Genomic DNA, 16,082 nt, shown 5'->3' with positions numbered 1-16,082 from the left:
GTGTCCTTGTTCACCCGCTTATGCTGCTTGATACCCGGCTTCCCATCCGCTACATTTTCCGAGACATACTGCCCGATATCATTCGTGTGCTGCTTATCTCGGTGTTATTTCAGGTGCTGAAGCAGTTCTTCGCGCAGGACATCCCCCTGATTCCGCTGCAGCTCCCGACGGTACTGGGTGGGTCTATCTCGCTGCTGCTGGCGTTTAAAATCAGCCAGTCGTATGACCGGTGGTGGGAAGCCCGCAAGGTATGGGGCGCCATCACCAACGACTCGCGCACCCTGGTACTGCAGATCAGGACGTTTGTATCAGATGCCGCCTCGCTGCCGCCGGCCCTTTCCATCCAGGTTATGGCCTATCGTCAGATAGCCTGGTGCTACAGCCTGGGCCAGTCGTTGCGGGGCCAAGATCCTATGCACCTGCTGGAGCAGTTTCTTTCTATGCACGAGCTTACCTACATTCAGCACCACGCCAATAAGCCCCTGGCTCTGCTAGACCTCCATGCCCATCAGATCAAGGAGCTTTTCCGGGAGGATGCGCTAAACAGCTTTCAGCAGGTGCAGCTAGATGCCACGCTGGTGCGCCTCTGCGATGCTATGGGCCGCGCTGAGCGCATCAACGGCACAGTATTCCCTACCAGTTACCGGCTCCTTATTTACTTATTCATCTACCTTTTCCTCATTACTCTGTCGTTGGGGCTGGTAGAAACCATTGGCCGCTGGGAGGTGCCGCTGTTGCTGGGCATTGCCACCACCTATTTCCTGCTGGAGCGCACGGCCCGCTACCTGCAGGACCCGTTCACCAACCGCCCCACCGATACCCCCGTTACCACTATTGCCCGCAACATTGAAATCAACCTGAAGCAATTGCTCGGCGAAACGCATGTACCCGCTCCTCTCGCGGCGGAAACGTATTACCGCATGTAAGCCCAAGAGTTTCGTTTTAAAATCAGGCAGGCATGCGTCGGAGGTGGCCTAGGTACCGTCTGTAGCGTAGTGTGCTACTACCTTCTGTAGGTATAGCCTGACTTCCTCGCGCCTTCGTATAGCCCGTTTTATAAGATTCGCCCGCGTTCCATTCCTGCATGTCCTTTCCCCTCCCTTCTCAGTTGCGGCTTCTGGCTCTAGGCCTGTTGCTGCCTGCCCTCTCTCTGGCCCAAACGCCAGCACCTGCTCCGGCGGCTCCGGCCCCCACTACTACGCCCCAGTGGTACCTGCTAGACCCGCAGCAAGATGGCGTAATGGGCGTAAGTGCCACGCGCGCATACGCTGAGCTCTTACAAGGCCGGGCTTCGGTTCCTGTCACGGTGGCTATTATTGATGCCGGCATTGATACGGCTCACGTAGACTTAAAGCGGCTGCTCTGGCGCAACGCTAGGGAAGTGGCGGGCAATGGCCTTGATGATGATCAGAATGGCTACATAGATGATGCGTATGGCTGGAGCTTCCTGGGTGGGCCCGACGGCCGCAACGTAGATATTGACACCTACGAAGACACCCGCCTGCTGGCCCGGTTGCAGCCTCGCTTCAAAGGGAAAACCCGCGCTACCGTACCGGCCGCCCAGCGTGCCGACTACGACCTCTACGTGAAGGTGAACAAAACCTACAATGAGAAGCTCAAGGAAAATACCCAACGGCTAAAGGAAATTGAAGAGGCCTACACCGAGAACCAACAAGGCGCCCAAGCGGTAAAGCAAGCCCTCAACGTGCCGGCTCTCGATACGGCTACTCTGCACCACCCTCCCACCACCGACCCTCAGCTGCTGGCCGTTACCCAGGGCCTCTATCAAAACTTGGTGCAGGCAGGTTACCCTTCCCTGGAAGCCGTGCTGGAGGAAATAAAAGAAGCCCTGACCGACACTAAAAATCAGCTTGAGTATAGCCTGAACCTGAAGTTTGACCCGCGGGGCGTGGTAAAAGATCACTCCAATGACGTGAAAGAACGCCGCTACGGCAACAACGACCTTTACGGCCCCGAGCCCAGCCACGGCACCCACGTAGCCGGCATTATCGGCGCCGACCGCGACAATGGCTTGGGAATTCTTGGCCTAGCTTCCAACGTGCGCCTGATGGCCGTACGGGCCGTGCCCAATGGCGATGAGCGCGACAAAGACGTGGCCAACGCTATTCGATACGCCGTGGATAATGGGGCCAGCATCATTAATATGAGCTTTGGCAAGTACTACTCGCCTCAGCGCGCTGCCGTGGAAGAGGCCATCCGCTACGCCGGTTCCAAAGGGGTGCTGCTGGTGCACTCAGCCGGCAATGAGAGCAAAAATCTCGACCAGGAGATGCAGTACCCGGCCCCCGTTTTCCAGAACGGTCAGCGCATTCCCAACATGATGACCGTAGGGGCCTCTTCCCGCACCAACAACGCCGACCTGACAGCCAACTTCTCCAACTATGGCCGGCACGCGGTAGACGTTTTTGCCCCCGGCAATCAGATTTACTCTACTATTCCGGGCAGCAAATATGCCAACAAAAGCGGTACCAGCATGGCGGCGCCCGTGGTAGCCGGTATAGCAGCGGTGCTCAAATCATACTTTCCTTCACTTACTGCCACGCAGTTGAAGCGCATAATACTGCAGTCGGCGGAGCCCGTGCATACGCAGGTGCATCAGCCCGGCACCAAGAAGCTGGTTGACTTCCGGGAGCTATCGGAAACGGGAGGCGTAGTGAACTTATACCGCGCTGTAGAGTTGGCCCGTCAGCAGTCCGCTCAATAGTTTTTTTACACCGCTTAGTGAGCCGGCTTCCACCTCAGGAGGCCGGCTCACTTGTTTTCGCCAAGTACGCTCGCAGTACACAAATTGATTTTTTTATAAAAATAATTTGAATCGCCATGTTTTACGTATCTTGTTACTATAACAAACACATGAGCTATGGAACAGTCATACAGTCACTTACGAGTCCTATTTTGTCTCGTAACGCTCATTGCCTTTGCTTCACCTAACGGCAATGCCCAACAGTACCCTACCATTGACGGTGTTGTTACCTACGTAGGGGATCCTGCCACCTCACTTAATAGTGAGTATGGGTCAAAAGACCAAAATTGGGCCGTGAGTGGAGACACTCGGTGGCATATGACCTTTGATGAAACGTACCTCTACATTGGCGTGCAGGGAGCAGACCTCAGTACCCCCGCCGTTCTATATTTTAATTTTACTACGGCTCCTGGCCTTAATACCGGAGTGGAAGGGAGCAGCGTAACTTTACCCTTTGCGGCCGACGCTGCCGTCGTCATTGGAAATACTGCCGCTAGCAGCTCCGTGCAGGTTCCAACACAGCAAGGCCGGGACTTAGGGTGGCAAAACTCAGCGCTGCCTTCACCGGTCAGCGGAGAAATGGCAAGCGCAGGAACTACACGGGAGATCAAAGTTGCTTGGGCAAGTATGTCAACGGCAGGTAAGCCGGCCACCTTTGAGTGGATGGCTTATTTACGGGGGGCTGCTAACAACCCAGTTCCGTATGCTAACCTGACCGGGAGTAATTACGCGTATTACTACAATGTTTTTACACCCTCAAACGCGCCTACTTTTCAGCGTTTGAGCTATACTGCGCCTGCTAATGCCATCAGCACACCAGCGGGCACTTTCTTCAACTACGCGGTTAATTCCGGAGACGGAACTATACCGCTATCAGGTGACCTCACCGTGAATGGTCGGCTTTACATCCGCAATACTATTCTGAAGACCAATTCCTACACCGTTACGCTAGACCAGTACGCGACTCTGGATGAAGAGGAGAACGATAAGACGAACAGCAATGCCAACGGTTACATATTAGGGAAAGTAGCCACGGCCACCAACCTGAATGCTAACGGCACTTACACCTTCTCCAACACCGGGTTGCAACTTTTACTAGAAAACGGAACCTCAAGTACCACTTACCCTGGCCGAACGGTTGTGACGCGGCTAACTGGTGAAACATATGTTGGTGGCACGGGCAATACCACCATTTCCCGTTTCTTCTTCGTGAGTCCCAGCAACTCAGCCATCAGCCCTGCCCTGGATATAACCATGACGCTGCACTACGCGCAGTCAGAAATCAACTCCTTGCCAGAAGGCCAGCTTTCCTTTTTCAAATCAAAGCTTCCCCCCACTATTACTATTTCGGGCACTACATTCGGTGAGGAAGGCCGCGACAGAACCGGCCTGAATGCTGGCAATAATACGGTGCGGCTAAGCGGGGTAGACCTGATGGGTATCTGGACGCTGGCTGCCAAAGGCAAACCATTGCCGGTTGAGCTAACCCAATTCACAGGCCAGGCCGAAGCCAATGCTGTACGGTTGCGGTGGGCTACGGCTGTTGAGCTAAACAACAAAGGCTTTGAGGTGCAGCATCAGCTTCCGAACGGCAAATGGCGGGCACTGGGCTTTGTGAACGGAAAAGGATCTTCTGAGCGCGCTTCTTCTTATGAGTACCTCGACCGTACCGCTGCTGCCGGCCTGCAGTACTACCGCTTAGCTCAAACGGACCTCGACGGGAAAGTGACTTACTCAGCTGTGGTAACGGTGAAAGTGGGCGACCAGGCAGGGGCACAGCTCGTGCTTTACCCCTCTCCGGCCAGTAGCTCCTTGTCGGTTAGTGGCCTAGCGAGCGGCAGGCACTCCGTTGAAATCTATAATGCGCAGGGCCAACGCGTGCTTACGCAGGAACTCACTGAGGCGCAACCTACCGTATCAGTTACGGTACTACCAGCGGGCATGTATACAATGCGTGTAGCTGGCCAAGGCCAAACCGCTAAATCTAGCCGCTTCATCAAAGAGTAGCTTTCTAAGTTGCTCTTTACTACCTCCCAGCCCTGCATTTTGCGGCGCTGGGAGGTTTTTAGTTTTTGGGAGAACCAGCTTAACACGCTCTCAGCAATTGACTAATGATGCAGAGGTGGTGGACTTATCTCATCAACTTCACCTATTCGTCGTCTACCTTTGAGGCATGACTTTGCAACTCTCCGATCTCTATATCTACCCCGTAAAATCTTTAGGCGGTATTCGTCTCACTGAAGCGCAACTTGATAGCCGGGGTTTGCGCCATGACCGGCGCTGGCTGATTGTGAATGAGCGTAACCAATTCATGACCCAGCGCCAGACACCCGGCATGGCCTTTCTCAAAGTAGAGCCGGCCTATAATGGGTTTCTGCTCCGCCACTCCGGCCGCCCCGAGATGTTACCCTTGTTCGTACCCTTTGAGGCTACCCCCGACAAGACTCTGTTTGTTACTATCTGGGATGACATGGTATTTGCCTGGCGGGCCCGCCCTGAGTGTGATGAGTGGCTCACAGCTGCGCTAGGCCAGACTTGCAAACTGGTGTATATGTCGGATATGGTGTGCCGCACAGTGGAGCCCGAGTTTAACCCCAACAATCAGCTCGTAAGCTTTGCCGATGGGTACCCCTACTTGCTGGTTGGGCAGAACTCGTTGGCTGAGCTGAATAGCCACCTCGCCGAGCCAGTGGGTTTAGACCGCTTCCGGCCCAATTTGGTGTTCAGCGGCGGAGAGGCCTTCACCGAAGATACGTGGTATGAGTTTCAGATTGGGGAAGTAACCTTTCGGGCGGTAAGGGCCTGCGCCCGCTGCGTGCTTACGACTATTAACCAGCACACAGGCCAAAGGCACCCCCACACTGAGCCCCTCCGGACGCTAGCCAGCTACCGCATTGAAGAAGGTAAAGCCATATTTGGCCAAAATGTAACTGGCCCCGCAACAGGTATCCTTCACGTAGGTGATACGCTCACGGTCAAGAGCTACAAGGCTTTGTAGCACAGCATTATTACAGCCGTGTTACCACATTGTATAACATATTTTCGTTCTAAAGCCATTAATATTTTTGCCTTATACCAATACCATTTTACCCTATAGTACTCACTGTCAAATATTTGCCTGTATTAACAGTTGAACCAAACCTCTTATATCACTTAAATTATTATATTGTATTCGGTTTATACACAATATTTAATGTATTTTTGAGAGCTAATCTTATCTGATGTAGCAAGGGAATATGTTTCCGCGCGCTGGTGCATTCCGGAGTGCCTTTACACTCCCTGAAAGGTTTCTGCCCTACCGATAAGAGCTGCCGCATTCGTATTTTACCTGCTCTCTTCTATCATGCCTGTTGCCCTTACTTTCTTGTCACGCTATGCTTGGCTGATCTGGCTGCTAGCACTGGCGCCCACATTTGTACACGCCGATAGCCAAACCTCGCTTCAGCGCTTGCATGAACCCTGGAGCGACCTACTGAATCGCCATGTAACCTACGAGGGCCGGCTGGACTACCAGGGTTTGCAGGAAGATGAGGCGGAGCTGCTAGACTACTTGATGAGCCTGCGCAAGGTAACCCCTAGCGCCGCCTGGACGCCTCAGGAGACCAAAGCCTTCTGGCTTAATGTGTACAATGCCTCTGCCGCTTATTTGGTGGTGCAGTACTACCCCGTAAGTAGCATCAACGACATCCGGGTGAAAGCACTTAGCGGTGCGAAGTCGCCGTGGGAGGCACCGGTAGTAAACGTGGGTGGCCAGACGTACTCGCTCAACCAGATTGAGCGCGAAAAATTAAGCAGCTCTACGCCCGATCCACGCATTCATTTCGGGCTGATGTACGCGTCGGCCTCGGCAGCACCCATGCCAAAGGAGGCCTACGACGGCAGCCGGCTTGATCAGCAGCTAGATGCTCAAACGCGGCGCTACCTCAACGACTCTAACTTCAACCTGCTCACGGCTACGCACCTGAAGCTCTCGGGCCTTTTTGATGCATATGCCAAGGATTTTGGTTCTCCCTCTGAGGTGCGAGCATTTATTACTCATTACACGCAAACCCCCATTGAGCCAACGGCCACCATTGAGTACCTCTCGTTCAGCTGGGCCCTCAACGACCGTAACACCCTCAATACTTCACAGCCCATGAGCAGGCACTAAGTGCCGTTCCTGTTAACCTCATCCTCTTGTGCCCCGTACCGCTAACCCGGTGCGGGGCATTTTTGGTTTTACCCTCACGTTCTCCTTACTTCGTCTGTATGCAACGGGCTTTTATTTTATCCTTCCTGCGTGATTTGGCCGACAACAATAGTAAAGCCTGGATGGATGTGCACCGCGCTGAGTACCACCGTGCCCGCGCCGACTACACCGCCTTTGTGGCAGAACTAATAAAGGGGCTTCAGCAGCTGGAGCCCGATTTGCTGGGCCTTACCCCTCAGGAGGTAATGTTCCGGATCAACAAGAATGACCGGTTTCAGCAGAGTGATGAGCCCTATAAGCGTCATATGGGCGCCGGCATTAAGCGGGGTGGGCGCCACAGCCAGTGGGCCGGTTACTTTGTGGCGCTGCAGCCTGGCGGCGAGACGTATGTGGGCGCCGGCCGCTGGCAGCCTGAAGCTGAGCAACTTGCCCGCATCAGGCAGGAAATTCATTATAACCCTGCTGAGTTTCACGCCCTACGCCAAAACCCAGAGCTGCTACACCATTTCCCAAGTGGCCTAGACATGACGCAGACACTTAAAACTGCTCCCAAAGGCTACGACCGCACCGACCCCGATATTGAGTGGCTGCGGCTTAAGAGCTTCTTTGTGTGGCAATCCTTCTCCGATAAAGAAGTGCTCCGGCCAGACTTCCTAGCCCGGGTGCTAGCCGCCTGGCAGGCCGCCCAACCTTTTGTGCATTTCCTGAATGAAGCCATGCAAGTGGAGTAGCGGAGAAATGTGTAGATGAAGTGGCCTAGCGGCTCTGTCATTGCAAGGAGGCGCCCGCCGGACAGCGTAGTTACTCCTTCTTTCCGCAGTGATAAGCCCAGAAACTTGAAAAGCCCTTACCTCCACGCAGGAGGTAAGGGCTTTTGAATGAATCAGAGATAATAGAGAGTCAAGAAAGAAGTAGCTGCGCTGTTCGATAGGCGCTTCGTCGCGCCTCCTTGCAATGACACTTTACCCAGTCATCAACTCGCTTAATCACCACCTCACCACTTCACCGTTAAAAGAGCCCGAAGAGAGTGCTGTTGATTTTATCGATGATGACGCTTAAGTCCTCGGGGTTGTGCACGTAGTCGAGGTTGTTGACGTCTACAATGAGCAGCCGGCCGTGCTTGTAGTTGCTGATCCAGTGCTCATAGTGCTCATTGAGGTTCTTGAGGTACTCAATCTTGATATTATTCTCGTAGTCGCGGTTGCGGCGCTCAATCTGCTGCACTAGCTTGGGCAGGTCGGCGCGCAGGTAGAGTAGCAGATCCGGCGGATCTACCATGCTAATCATCGACTCAAACAGGCCTAGATAGTTCTGATAATCCCGCTCCGACATTAGGGTAGACTGGTGCAGGTTGGCCGCGAAGATGTGGGCGTCTTCGTAGATGGTGCGGTCCTGAATTACTCCTTTGCTGGCGCTTTGCAGCTTTTTGATGTGCTGGGTTTGGCGGAAACGGCTGTTGAGGAAGTACACCTGCAGGTGAAACGCCCAGCGGGGCATATCGTCGTAGAAATCCTTCAGGTAAGGATTGTGGTCTACATCTTCCAGAAATACCTCCCAGTTGAAATGGTGCGCCAGTTTATTGGCCAGCGTAGTTTTGCCGGCCCCGATGTTGCCGACGATTGCAATGTGCATGAGCGAAGCGGGGGAGAATGCGAGAAATAAGGAGTTGCGTTAGGCTACAAAAGTAACGGAACCAACCTGAACCCGCACCCCTATTCTAATAGCAGATTTCTACTAATAAACTATATATTAGAGTTCTGCCCCGCGCCTACCTATCCTACCACAACCAACTCAGTGCTATGTATCGCTATCAACAATACCATATAGGCTCCCTGTTTGATGAGCATGGCACGCGCTTAGCAGAACTATATTACGCGGCCGCCCAAGAATTACTACAGGTTCAATGGTTCGGCAATATTACCAGCCGTGAGGTAGTGTTTGTGGCCCAGCAGTTTCTAGAAGCCCAGCACCGAATGAGTGTAAGCCTGCTGCTTAATGATAAAACCAATGCCACCGGCGACTGGGCTGAGTGCATGGAATGGCTGGAATTTGACTGGCTGCCGCAGGCTTTGTCCAATGGTTTGCGCGCAGTGGCCTACGTGTTCAGCCCCGATGCCAGCAGCCATTATGCCAGCAGGAAATTCTCGGAGCGGGTGGCGTCTTACCTCCCCATAAAACTATTTTTTGATGTTCCCTCCGCTTACAAGTGGCTGTGTGACTACGCGCATTTTAACCCCAATCCCGGTAGGGGGTTTGCCGCTCAGGCCTAGCGAGAGTGGCCTAGCGCCGGTCGGAAAATAGAATCGGCGGCTACCCTCTGAGAGCAGCCGCCGATTTGGCCTAGAACCACAACTAAGTGACGCTCTTGTTACTGTTCGTTGATGGCGTCCTTCACATTGCGGGCTTTCTCCAACGTCCGGAACTCGCCCTGCAGAGTACGAATGCGCAAGCGCTCTTCAATGGGCAAGTCGGTGCGCACCTGCTCATAGCGGGCATTCAGGTTGCTGAGCACGGCACTGGCGGCACTCCAGTCAGCAGAAGTCCAGTTCTTTCTTTTGTCGCGCATGGTTTCTACCAGCCGGAAGTACAGGTCAGGTAGCTCCGTGGCCCGCGCCCGGCTGATTACGACCTCCTCGCCCAACAAGCGGCGTTGCGCCTGAGCCGACGTTTCGGGCCTACGGGCCACCCGGTCGAGGCTATCCTGCTTGGTCGACCAGTTTTTATAGCGCACTTTTTGGGTTTCGTACTCCCGCTTGCCTTCCACAGTGAGGCTGTCTACGGCCCGGTCAATACGCTTGCTCTGGCGCTCAAACTCAGCATTGAGCCGGGGCTTTTCGCGGCGGATATCCGCGGCGGCACGGTCTATTTTATCGTTTACCCAGTCGCTGAACACGTCTAAGTCGCGTTGCACGGCCGTGGTAGTGCTCACCTTGGGGCGGGAAGCAGAAGGCGAATTTTGCGCTACTGCTGCCGTAAGGGAAAGCAGACTGGTAGCTAAGACTAGCGGAAGTTTTTTCATAAGACGGGAGAATGCGTGAGCGAACGGGAAATAACGGTTGAGGTAAACTGCCCCGTATACTGTAGCTGGCATTTCTGTCCCAAAAACGAGCCAACCTTTCGTTTGGGTTCGGTTTTGCGCGAAATAATGCCGTTTTTTGCTCGCTATGTCAGTTTCTGCCACCGCTTCCGTTATCATTCATCCGGCTACTCTGGCCGATATTCCTACTATAATTGAGCTGGCCGAAGCCACCTGGGAGCCCACGTACCGGTTTATCATATCTAAGGAGCAGATAGACTATATGTACCGCGTTATCTACACGCCCGCCTCCCTGGAGCGGCAGATGACGGAGCAGGGTCACCAGTTTCTGCTGCTGCTGGAGGATGGCCAGCCGGGCGGCTTCGCCTCTTACTCCGCCAAGGCTGAAGCCGGGACATATCACCTCAACAAAATTTACATTCTGCCCTCGCACCAGGGCCGGGGCTTTGGGCAGCTGCTGATCAGGGCCGTTGAAGAAGCCGTGCGGCAAGCAGGCGGCCTAGTGCTGGAACTGAACGTTAACCGCCACAACCCCGCCCTGGCCTTTTATGAACGCCAGGGGTTCCAGCGCCACCACGAGGAAGATATTCCGATTGGCCCCTACTGGATGAACGACTACGTAATGCGCAAAGAGCTGCGCTAAGCGCAGGTAGTGCCGCAGAGAGCCGGTAGAATGGTGCCGTTGCCACTCAATTGGCTTACGCAAAGTGAGTACAACCCACAGCGGCGCCAGAGCCGGCCTCTATCTTTGCTCCTGCTACCTCATCCCCCCTCATAATTTCACTCCTCACAACTTCACCATATGGCCACTAAAATCACCGTCCTTAGCAATGGCTCCCTCCGCGTAGAGGGCACCGATTTCGAACTCGTAGATGCGCAAGGCCAGGCTTACGGCCTCGGCGGCCGCGAGCGTATCAGCATTTGCCGCTGCGGCCTTTCCTCCAACAAGCCTTTCTGTGACGGCTCCCATAAAGGGCATTTTGAACACGATGCCAAGGCGTTTGACCTGCCGGCTCCCGCAGCGCCTAAGCCCGTTGCTCCTCCTACCGCTCCCGACGCCGGCGGACAGCCGCTCGGCTAGGCCAGTGGTAAAAGCACAACAGCCCGCTTCCGGCAACCGGAAGCGGGCTGTTGTACTTTTACGGGCAGCTTGAGCTACCCGCGCGCTACCTATATTGTGGCGTTAGGCGCCCTGAAACAGAGAGTCAACCAGGCCTACGTACTCCTGGCGGGCATCGTCCTGAGACTTACCTTTTAGGGAAGCCCAGGCATCGTACTTGGCAATGGCTTTGAAATCAAACCCACCGGGCCGGTCGCCGGATACGTCGCCTTCGCTGGCCTGCTTGTATAAGGCGTAAAGCTGCAACAATACCGTGTTAGAGGGCTTGGTAGGGAGCTGTTGGGCGCGCTGGGCAGCGGCTTCAAATTCGGCGGAGGTAGCCATGTAGTTAGTCTGAGTATATGAGTTGAGAGCAGGAACGGCAGAGCCGGGTGGGAAGATACGGATTCCGGCAATTTTAGGCTGCATGCAGCATTTATTTACGATGTATCTTCCGGCTCCCAACTCTCACCCATTGTCTTGCTCTTTTCTATGACCTCACCCCTACTCCGCTCGTTTGCAGCTTTTCTCATGACCGGTGCCCTGCTTGGCGCTGCCTCGCCGGTCTGGGCCCAAAAAACCTACCTGCACTGCGGCCGGCTGCTGGACATGCGCCAGGACCGCGCCCAAACCGAAATGACGTTGGTAGTGGAGAAGGGCCGGATTATAGCGGTTGACAAGGGCTACACTACTCCCACGGGCTCTACTGATAAGGTCATAGACCTGAAAACCCGGACTGTACTGCCCGGCCTCATTGACTGCCACGTGCACCTGGAGAGCGAAACCAGCAAAGACAATCAGCTGCAGGAGCTCACTCGCAACCCCGCCGACATTGCTTTTGGCTCTCTCGACCACGCCCGCACAACGCTGCTTTCGGGGTTTACTACGGTGCGTGATTTGGGCGGTACGGGCGTAAACCTGGCTCTGCGCAACGCCATCAACAAAGGCCAGGTGGTGGGGCCGCGTATTTTCACGGCGGGCAAAGCTATTTCGGGCACCGGCGGCCACATGGACCCCACCAATGGGTACCGCCTTGATTTGATGGGCATTCCGGGGCCCGCCGATGGCGTAGCCAACGGCCCCGACGAGTGCCGCCAGGCGGTGAGGGAGCAGTACAAGCGCGGCGCCGACCTCATCAAAATTGCCTCTACCGGCGGGGTGCTTTCGGTGGCGAAAGATGGCAGCAGCGCCCAAATGACGGAAGCCGAGATACGGGCAATTGTAGAAACCGCGCACGATTTAGGCCTGCAGGTAGCCTGCCACGCGCACGGGGCCGAGGGCATGAAACGGGCTATTAGGGCGGGCGTAACCAGCATTGAGCACGGCACCCTCATGGACGACGAAACCATGAAGCTCATGGTGAAGCACGGCACCTGGTACGTGCCCACTATTACTGCTGGCAAGTCCGTAGCCGACTCCGCTAAGATTCCGAACTACTACCCGCCCCTTGTGACGCCCAAGGCCATCAGCATCGGGCCTAAGCTGCAGAGCACGTTTGGGCGGGCGTACAAGGCCGGAGTTAAAATTGCCTTCGGGACCGACGCGGCGGTGTTCCGGCATGGCGTAAATGCCCTGGAGTTTCAGTACATGGTAGAGGCAGGTATGCCCGCCGTGCAGGCGTTGCGGGCGGCTACCGCCAATGCGGCCCTGCTGCTAGGCCAGTCAGAAAACCTGGGTACTCTGGAGCCAGGCAAGCTGGCTGACGTAGTGGCCGTAGAAGGCGACCCCGTGCAGGATATTAAAGTGATGCAGCACGTACGCTTTGTAATGAAGCAGGGCACCGTGTATCGGCAGGAATAAAATAACCGGCTGCTGGCCAGTCCGGCGCAACAAGGCCCCGCTCCCCTTTGGTAGTGGGGCCTTTTTCTTTACTCAAGCGCTGCCAGACCAATACTGCGCTACCCTAGGCCTGCCATTCAGCTACAATCAGCAGCAGAACAGTAGCAACCTTGCCCGTAGGCACCCCCGTATCCACAGCATTGCTCTCTCCCCGACTATGAAAAAAACCACCCCCGAAGTCCTGATCAAAGATTTTATCAAGCACAAGCTTACCCTGGCCCTGGCCGAAAGCTGTACGTGTGGTTTAGCCGCTGCCCAGCTGGCCCCTGCCGAAGGCGTGAGTGAGGTACTCCTGGGCTCCGTGGTTACGTATCATACTGATGCCAAGGAAAAGCTGCTTGGCGTGAAGAAAGCAACCCTCACCACCTACTCTGCGGAAAGCCAGCAGACCACCAATGAAATGGCCCTGGGCCTGCACCGCCAGCTCCCCCATGCTGATGTCTGCGTGGCCGTAACGGGCTTGTGCGGCCCCGGCAAGTCAGAAACCCCTGACAAGCCCGTGGGCACCGTTTTCGTGACCGTCTTGTTTAAGGGCCACGCCCACGAATACCGGGAGCAGTTTGGTGGCAACAGTGATGCTATCCGGCAGCAGGCCACCGAGTTTATCTACCGTAAGTTGGCTGAGCTCCTAGACCGCGAGCAAATAGCGCCCACTACCTAAACCTGCACCCGCCGGTCGGCCCGCCCTACCAGCATGATCTGCAGATTCAGGCGCACCACGTCGCCCATGCATCGGCAGTCAGCAAAGCGCTTGGTGGCGTGGTGCTTATTCAACTCCTGCTTGAGCTGCTCCACCTTTTCCGGGGGCGATATTTCGTCGCGGCGCAGGCAATCCATCAGATCCTTGAGGCGGTAGCGCTCTGAGCGCACCCGCCGGGCCATGAGGGTGCGCTCCTCGGCCTGGTACTGCCGAATGGTTTCGGGCTTGAGCAGCTTACTGCAGAGCATTACTACTGCGCGGTTGTCTTTGAAATACTGCGGCATGTACATGGTTTTCTTGCCTTCGTAGCTCTGCTGATCAAAGTCAATGGCCCGCACCCGGTACTGCTCATCTTCAAAGTCGGGGGTCACAACAATTACGTAGTTATAGGCGCGCATATCACCTAGCAGGCGCGCAAAGCAGCGCTCATTGAACTTCACAAACTCTTTGGCAATACGCACCTGGTTGAGATGGGGCCGCTGCAGATGGTCACGGATAAAATCGTCGCCGGGGATGCCAGCAATGTGCTCCTCAATGAGCGTATCGCCGTGCACGAGGTAGTTCATGCTGTTGGGGGAAAGCAAGTGCTCCAGCTCCAGGCCATACACCCGCGAGGCATCAGCCCGCTTCACGTAAAAATAATCGTAGTTGTCGTTGAGCTGGTTTACAATGCGCACCCGAAACGGGTTGCTGTTCCCAAAGCGGCAATAGTCGATGCGGTCGGCCAGCAGGTGGTCAGTGAATGATAAGTCGCCGGCGGTTTTCAGCAGAGCATACACTTGGGCCAAGCCCTCACTGAGCTCCCGCAGAGCCTGGGGCTCATAAAACACCGTTTCCCAGAGCGTGTCACGCTCCTGCCGGTCAAGCAACGGAAAGCTGCCGGCGGTGCGCGTGAGGTCGGCGTACGTCACGGGCAAACGGGTTTCACGGTCGTACTGGTGCAGGTATTGGCGCAGAGGCTGCCCAATGGTATAGTTGATTTTTTTGCGGGAAATAGCAGTCAATGAATAGGCAGATTAGGTGGGCAGACGGGTATCTAACGCGGAAAAAGTGAAAAGATACACGCGCAGCAAGCCGCCATAACTAGTTTCTGGTCATCACTTCGTCAAAAACTCCAATTGCTGCCTCATTGAATCGTCAAATTCCCGAACTTTGTTGCGCCGCGGGTTGCGGTGTGTTTGTGCTGCTATGAAAAAACTGATCCTCTCACTTCTCTTAGTCATACTGTGCCCCCTGCTGTCGCAGGGCTGGGGCTTCTTTGGGCACCGCACCATTGCCCAGATTTCAGTGTACGCGTTGCCCTCCTCTATGCGCGGCTTTTACTACCGGCACATGGCCGAGCTGGTGAAACGCAGCACCGCCGCCGATGAGCGCCGCGAAGCCGACCCCACCGAAGCCCCCAAGCACTTCATCGACATGGACCACTACGGCGACAACCCGTTCGGCCTGATGCCGAAGCTGTATGATAAAGCGGTAGCCAAATACACCGCTGATACGCTGCGCAAGTACGGCACTGTGCCCTGGACGGTGATGGAGCTAAAAGAGCAACTCACCGACGCCTTCCGCAAAGGCGACACCGTGGCCATTGTGCGCCTATCGGCTGACCTAGGCCACTACGTTTCCGATGCCTTCGTGCCCCTGCACACCACCGAAAACTACGACGGGCAGCTTACCAACCAGGCGGGTATTCACTCGCTCTGGGAAAGCAAACTCCCTGAGCGCAACATTGCCAAGTACAAGCTTGATGCTGAGCCGGCTTCCTATCTGAAGGATCCGCAGACGGATATCTGGAAGGTAGTGCAGAGTTCCTACGGCTTTCTGGGGGCCACGTTTGATTACGAAGACGACCTGAACCGCAAGTTTACGCCGGAGCAGAAGTACGTATTCTCGCATAAGTATGGCAAAACCCGCCGCTCCTACTCCGATGCGTTTGCTGATGCTTACCATGAGAAAGTAGGTGGCATGGTGGCCTACCGTCTGAAGCAAGCACCTACTATGGTAGCCTCTATGTGGCTGACGGCTTGGAAAGACGCCGGCAGCCCCAACCTCGATGCCATGATGACCAAGAAGCCGAGCAAAGAGGAAAAGGAAAAGCTGGCCGCCGAGCTCAAGATCTGGGACAAGAATGAGCTGGTTAACCAGCAGATGCTGTTGTCGCTGCAGAAGGTAGAGCAGGAAGTCCGCCCCGACCTCATTAATGCAGCCCAGGATATGGCTCCCGTGCCAGATGAGCCTACCCCGGCGGCTACTGCCCCCACGGGCTCGCCTGTACCAGGTGCGCCGCCCGTGCCTGCCGGTACCAATAAGGTGAAAGTGAAAACCAAGGAGCCCAATGCCCCCGCGCAAAAGCAAAAGGCCAAGGCCGCACCGGCGCCCAAGAAAAAGGCCGATGACGGCTGGGGAGCTCCTAGTGGCTCAGGGTGGTAGCCCAACACTAAGTACAGCACAACAAGA

The 16,082-nt window shown here is 55.3% G+C and carries 16 protein-coding genes; 12 read left to right on the top strand and 4 right to left on the bottom strand.

Going from position 1 to position 16,082, the window contains the following annotated elements; translation table 11 throughout:
• The first annotated feature begins 20 nt into the window (after positions 1-20).
• The 6 genes from HMJ29_RS12360 (at position 21) to HMJ29_RS12335 (ending at position 7,684) form a co-directional block, all read left to right on the top strand.
• On the top strand, positions 21-926 hold the full coding sequence (locus HMJ29_RS12360; protein WP_171591784.1) for a bestrophin family protein: 906 nt from the start codon (positions 21-23) through the stop codon (positions 924-926).
• Between the two features lie 158 nt (positions 927-1,084).
• The gene (locus HMJ29_RS12355) at positions 1,085-2,725 is read left to right on the top strand and encodes a S8 family peptidase (protein ID WP_171591783.1); all 1,641 of its coding nucleotides are present in this window, start codon (positions 1,085-1,087) and stop codon (positions 2,723-2,725) included.
• Positions 2,726-3,544: 819 nt separating this feature from the next.
• A complete protein-coding gene (locus tag HMJ29_RS12350) occupies positions 3,545-4,771 on the top strand; it encodes a T9SS type A sorting domain-containing protein (protein ID WP_171591782.1) in 1,227 nt (408 codons plus the stop codon).
• A 166-nt stretch (positions 4,772-4,937) separates the two neighbouring features.
• Entirely contained in the window at positions 4,938-5,762 is an 825-nt protein-coding gene (locus tag HMJ29_RS12345; RefSeq protein WP_171591781.1) for an MOSC domain-containing protein, read from the top strand.
• 345 nt (positions 5,763-6,107) lie between these two features.
• Positions 6,108-6,914, top strand: a complete 807-nt coding sequence (locus HMJ29_RS12340) for a DUF547 domain-containing protein (protein ID WP_171591780.1) — start codon at positions 6,108-6,110, stop codon at positions 6,912-6,914.
• A gap of 98 nt (positions 6,915-7,012) precedes the next feature.
• Entirely contained in the window at positions 7,013-7,684 is a 672-nt protein-coding gene (locus HMJ29_RS12335) for a DUF2461 domain-containing protein (protein ID WP_171591779.1), read from the top strand.
• A gap of 277 nt (positions 7,685-7,961) precedes the next feature.
• Here HMJ29_RS12335 and HMJ29_RS12330 read toward each other — a convergent pair whose 3' ends face one another.
• Entirely contained in the window at positions 7,962-8,585 is a 624-nt protein-coding gene (locus HMJ29_RS12330; protein WP_171591778.1) for a deoxynucleoside kinase, read from the bottom strand.
• Positions 8,586-8,752: 167 nt separating this feature from the next.
• Between HMJ29_RS12330 and HMJ29_RS12325 the strand changes: the two genes are divergently transcribed.
• Positions 8,753-9,223, top strand: a complete 471-nt coding sequence (locus HMJ29_RS12325; RefSeq protein ID WP_171591777.1) for a hypothetical protein — start codon at positions 8,753-8,755, stop codon at positions 9,221-9,223.
• A gap of 98 nt (positions 9,224-9,321) precedes the next feature.
• On the opposite strand, the gene HMJ29_RS12320 is transcribed toward HMJ29_RS12325, so the two are convergent.
• Positions 9,322-9,972 (bottom strand): DUF6565 domain-containing protein, encoded by a 651-nt coding sequence (locus HMJ29_RS12320; RefSeq protein WP_171591776.1) that lies wholly within the window; start codon positions 9,970-9,972, stop codon positions 9,322-9,324.
• Between the two features lie 145 nt (positions 9,973-10,117).
• Between HMJ29_RS12320 and HMJ29_RS12315 the strand changes: the two genes are divergently transcribed.
• Together HMJ29_RS12315 and HMJ29_RS12310 are read left to right on the top strand one after the other, a co-directional pair.
• Entirely contained in the window at positions 10,118-10,633 is a 516-nt protein-coding gene (locus HMJ29_RS12315) for a GNAT family N-acetyltransferase (RefSeq protein WP_171591775.1), read from the top strand.
• A 159-nt stretch (positions 10,634-10,792) separates the two neighbouring features.
• Complete coding sequence (locus HMJ29_RS12310) at positions 10,793-11,071, top strand: CDGSH iron-sulfur domain-containing protein (RefSeq protein WP_244679284.1); 279 nt, start codon at positions 10,793-10,795, stop codon at positions 11,069-11,071.
• A 102-nt stretch (positions 11,072-11,173) separates the two neighbouring features.
• On the opposite strand, the gene HMJ29_RS12305 is transcribed toward HMJ29_RS12310, so the two are convergent.
• The gene (locus HMJ29_RS12305) at positions 11,174-11,518 is read right to left on the bottom strand and encodes an acyl-CoA-binding protein (protein ID WP_317241699.1); all 345 of its coding nucleotides are present in this window, start codon (positions 11,516-11,518) and stop codon (positions 11,174-11,176) included.
• A 63-nt stretch (positions 11,519-11,581) separates the two neighbouring features.
• Between HMJ29_RS12305 and HMJ29_RS12300 the strand changes: the two genes are divergently transcribed.
• Complete coding sequence (locus HMJ29_RS12300; RefSeq protein WP_410780016.1) at positions 11,582-12,889, top strand: metal-dependent hydrolase family protein; 1,308 nt, start codon at positions 11,582-11,584, stop codon at positions 12,887-12,889.
• A 196-nt stretch (positions 12,890-13,085) separates the two neighbouring features.
• Positions 13,086-13,589 carry a CinA family protein gene (locus tag HMJ29_RS12295; protein ID WP_171591774.1) on the top strand — a complete coding sequence of 168 codons (504 nt, stop codon included), beginning with the start codon at positions 13,086-13,088 and terminating at the stop codon, positions 13,587-13,589.
• Here the strand turns inward: HMJ29_RS12295 and HMJ29_RS12290 are convergent.
• The gene (locus HMJ29_RS12290) at positions 13,586-14,632 is read right to left on the bottom strand and encodes a hypothetical protein (protein WP_171591773.1); all 1,047 of its coding nucleotides are present in this window, start codon (positions 14,630-14,632) and stop codon (positions 13,586-13,588) included. The genes HMJ29_RS12295 and HMJ29_RS12290 overlap by 4 nt on opposite strands.
• 184 nt (positions 14,633-14,816) lie before the next feature.
• Here HMJ29_RS12290 and HMJ29_RS12285 point away from each other — a divergent pair, with 184 nt between their 5' ends.
• Positions 14,817-16,055, top strand: coding sequence for a zinc dependent phospholipase C family protein (locus HMJ29_RS12285; RefSeq protein ID WP_171591772.1), 1,239 nt, complete (start codon positions 14,817-14,819; stop codon positions 16,053-16,055).
• The last annotated feature ends 27 nt before the right edge of the window (positions 16,056-16,082 follow it).

Origin of the sequence: Hymenobacter taeanensis, assembly GCF_013137895.1 — a bacterium.
GTDB classification, from domain to species: Bacteria; Bacteroidota; Bacteroidia; order Cytophagales; family Hymenobacteraceae; genus Hymenobacter; species Hymenobacter taeanensis.
This window is presented reverse-complemented; position numbering and strand designations above follow the sequence as displayed.

Excerpts from the sequence above, each read along its gene's own strand:
- HMJ29_RS12360 (WP_171591784.1), top strand. The coding sequence starts at position 21 with ATGCTGCTTGATACCCGGCTTCCCATCCGCTACATTTTCCGAGACATA.
- HMJ29_RS12335 (WP_171591779.1), top strand. The coding sequence starts at position 7,013 with ATGCAACGGGCTTTTATTTTATCCTTCCTGCGTGATTTGGCCGACAAC.
- HMJ29_RS12285 (WP_171591772.1), top strand. The coding sequence starts at position 14,817 with ATGAAAAAACTGATCCTCTCACTTCTCTTAGTCATACTGTGCCCCCTG.
- HMJ29_RS12340 (WP_171591780.1), top strand. The coding sequence starts at position 6,108 with ATGCCTGTTGCCCTTACTTTCTTGTCACGCTATGCTTGGCTGATCTGG.
- HMJ29_RS12305 (WP_317241699.1), bottom strand. The coding sequence starts at position 11,518 with ATGCAGCCTAAAATTGCCGGAATCCGTATCTTCCCACCCGGCTCTGCC.
- HMJ29_RS12330 (WP_171591778.1), bottom strand. The coding sequence starts at position 8,585 with ATGCACATTGCAATCGTCGGCAACATCGGGGCCGGCAAAACTACGCTG.
- HMJ29_RS12345 (WP_171591781.1), top strand. The coding sequence starts at position 4,938 with ATGACTTTGCAACTCTCCGATCTCTATATCTACCCCGTAAAATCTTTA.
- HMJ29_RS12310 (WP_244679284.1), top strand. The coding sequence starts at position 10,793 with ATGGCCACTAAAATCACCGTCCTTAGCAATGGCTCCCTCCGCGTAGAG.
- HMJ29_RS12355 (WP_171591783.1), top strand. The coding sequence starts at position 1,085 with ATGTCCTTTCCCCTCCCTTCTCAGTTGCGGCTTCTGGCTCTAGGCCTG.
- HMJ29_RS12325 (WP_171591777.1), top strand. The coding sequence starts at position 8,753 with ATGTATCGCTATCAACAATACCATATAGGCTCCCTGTTTGATGAGCAT.
- HMJ29_RS12300 (WP_410780016.1), top strand. The coding sequence starts at position 11,582 with ATGACCTCACCCCTACTCCGCTCGTTTGCAGCTTTTCTCATGACCGGT.
- HMJ29_RS12320 (WP_171591776.1), bottom strand. The coding sequence starts at position 9,972 with ATGAAAAAACTTCCGCTAGTCTTAGCTACCAGTCTGCTTTCCCTTACG.
- HMJ29_RS12315 (WP_171591775.1), top strand. The coding sequence starts at position 10,118 with ATGTCAGTTTCTGCCACCGCTTCCGTTATCATTCATCCGGCTACTCTG.
- HMJ29_RS12295 (WP_171591774.1), top strand. The coding sequence starts at position 13,086 with ATGAAAAAAACCACCCCCGAAGTCCTGATCAAAGATTTTATCAAGCAC.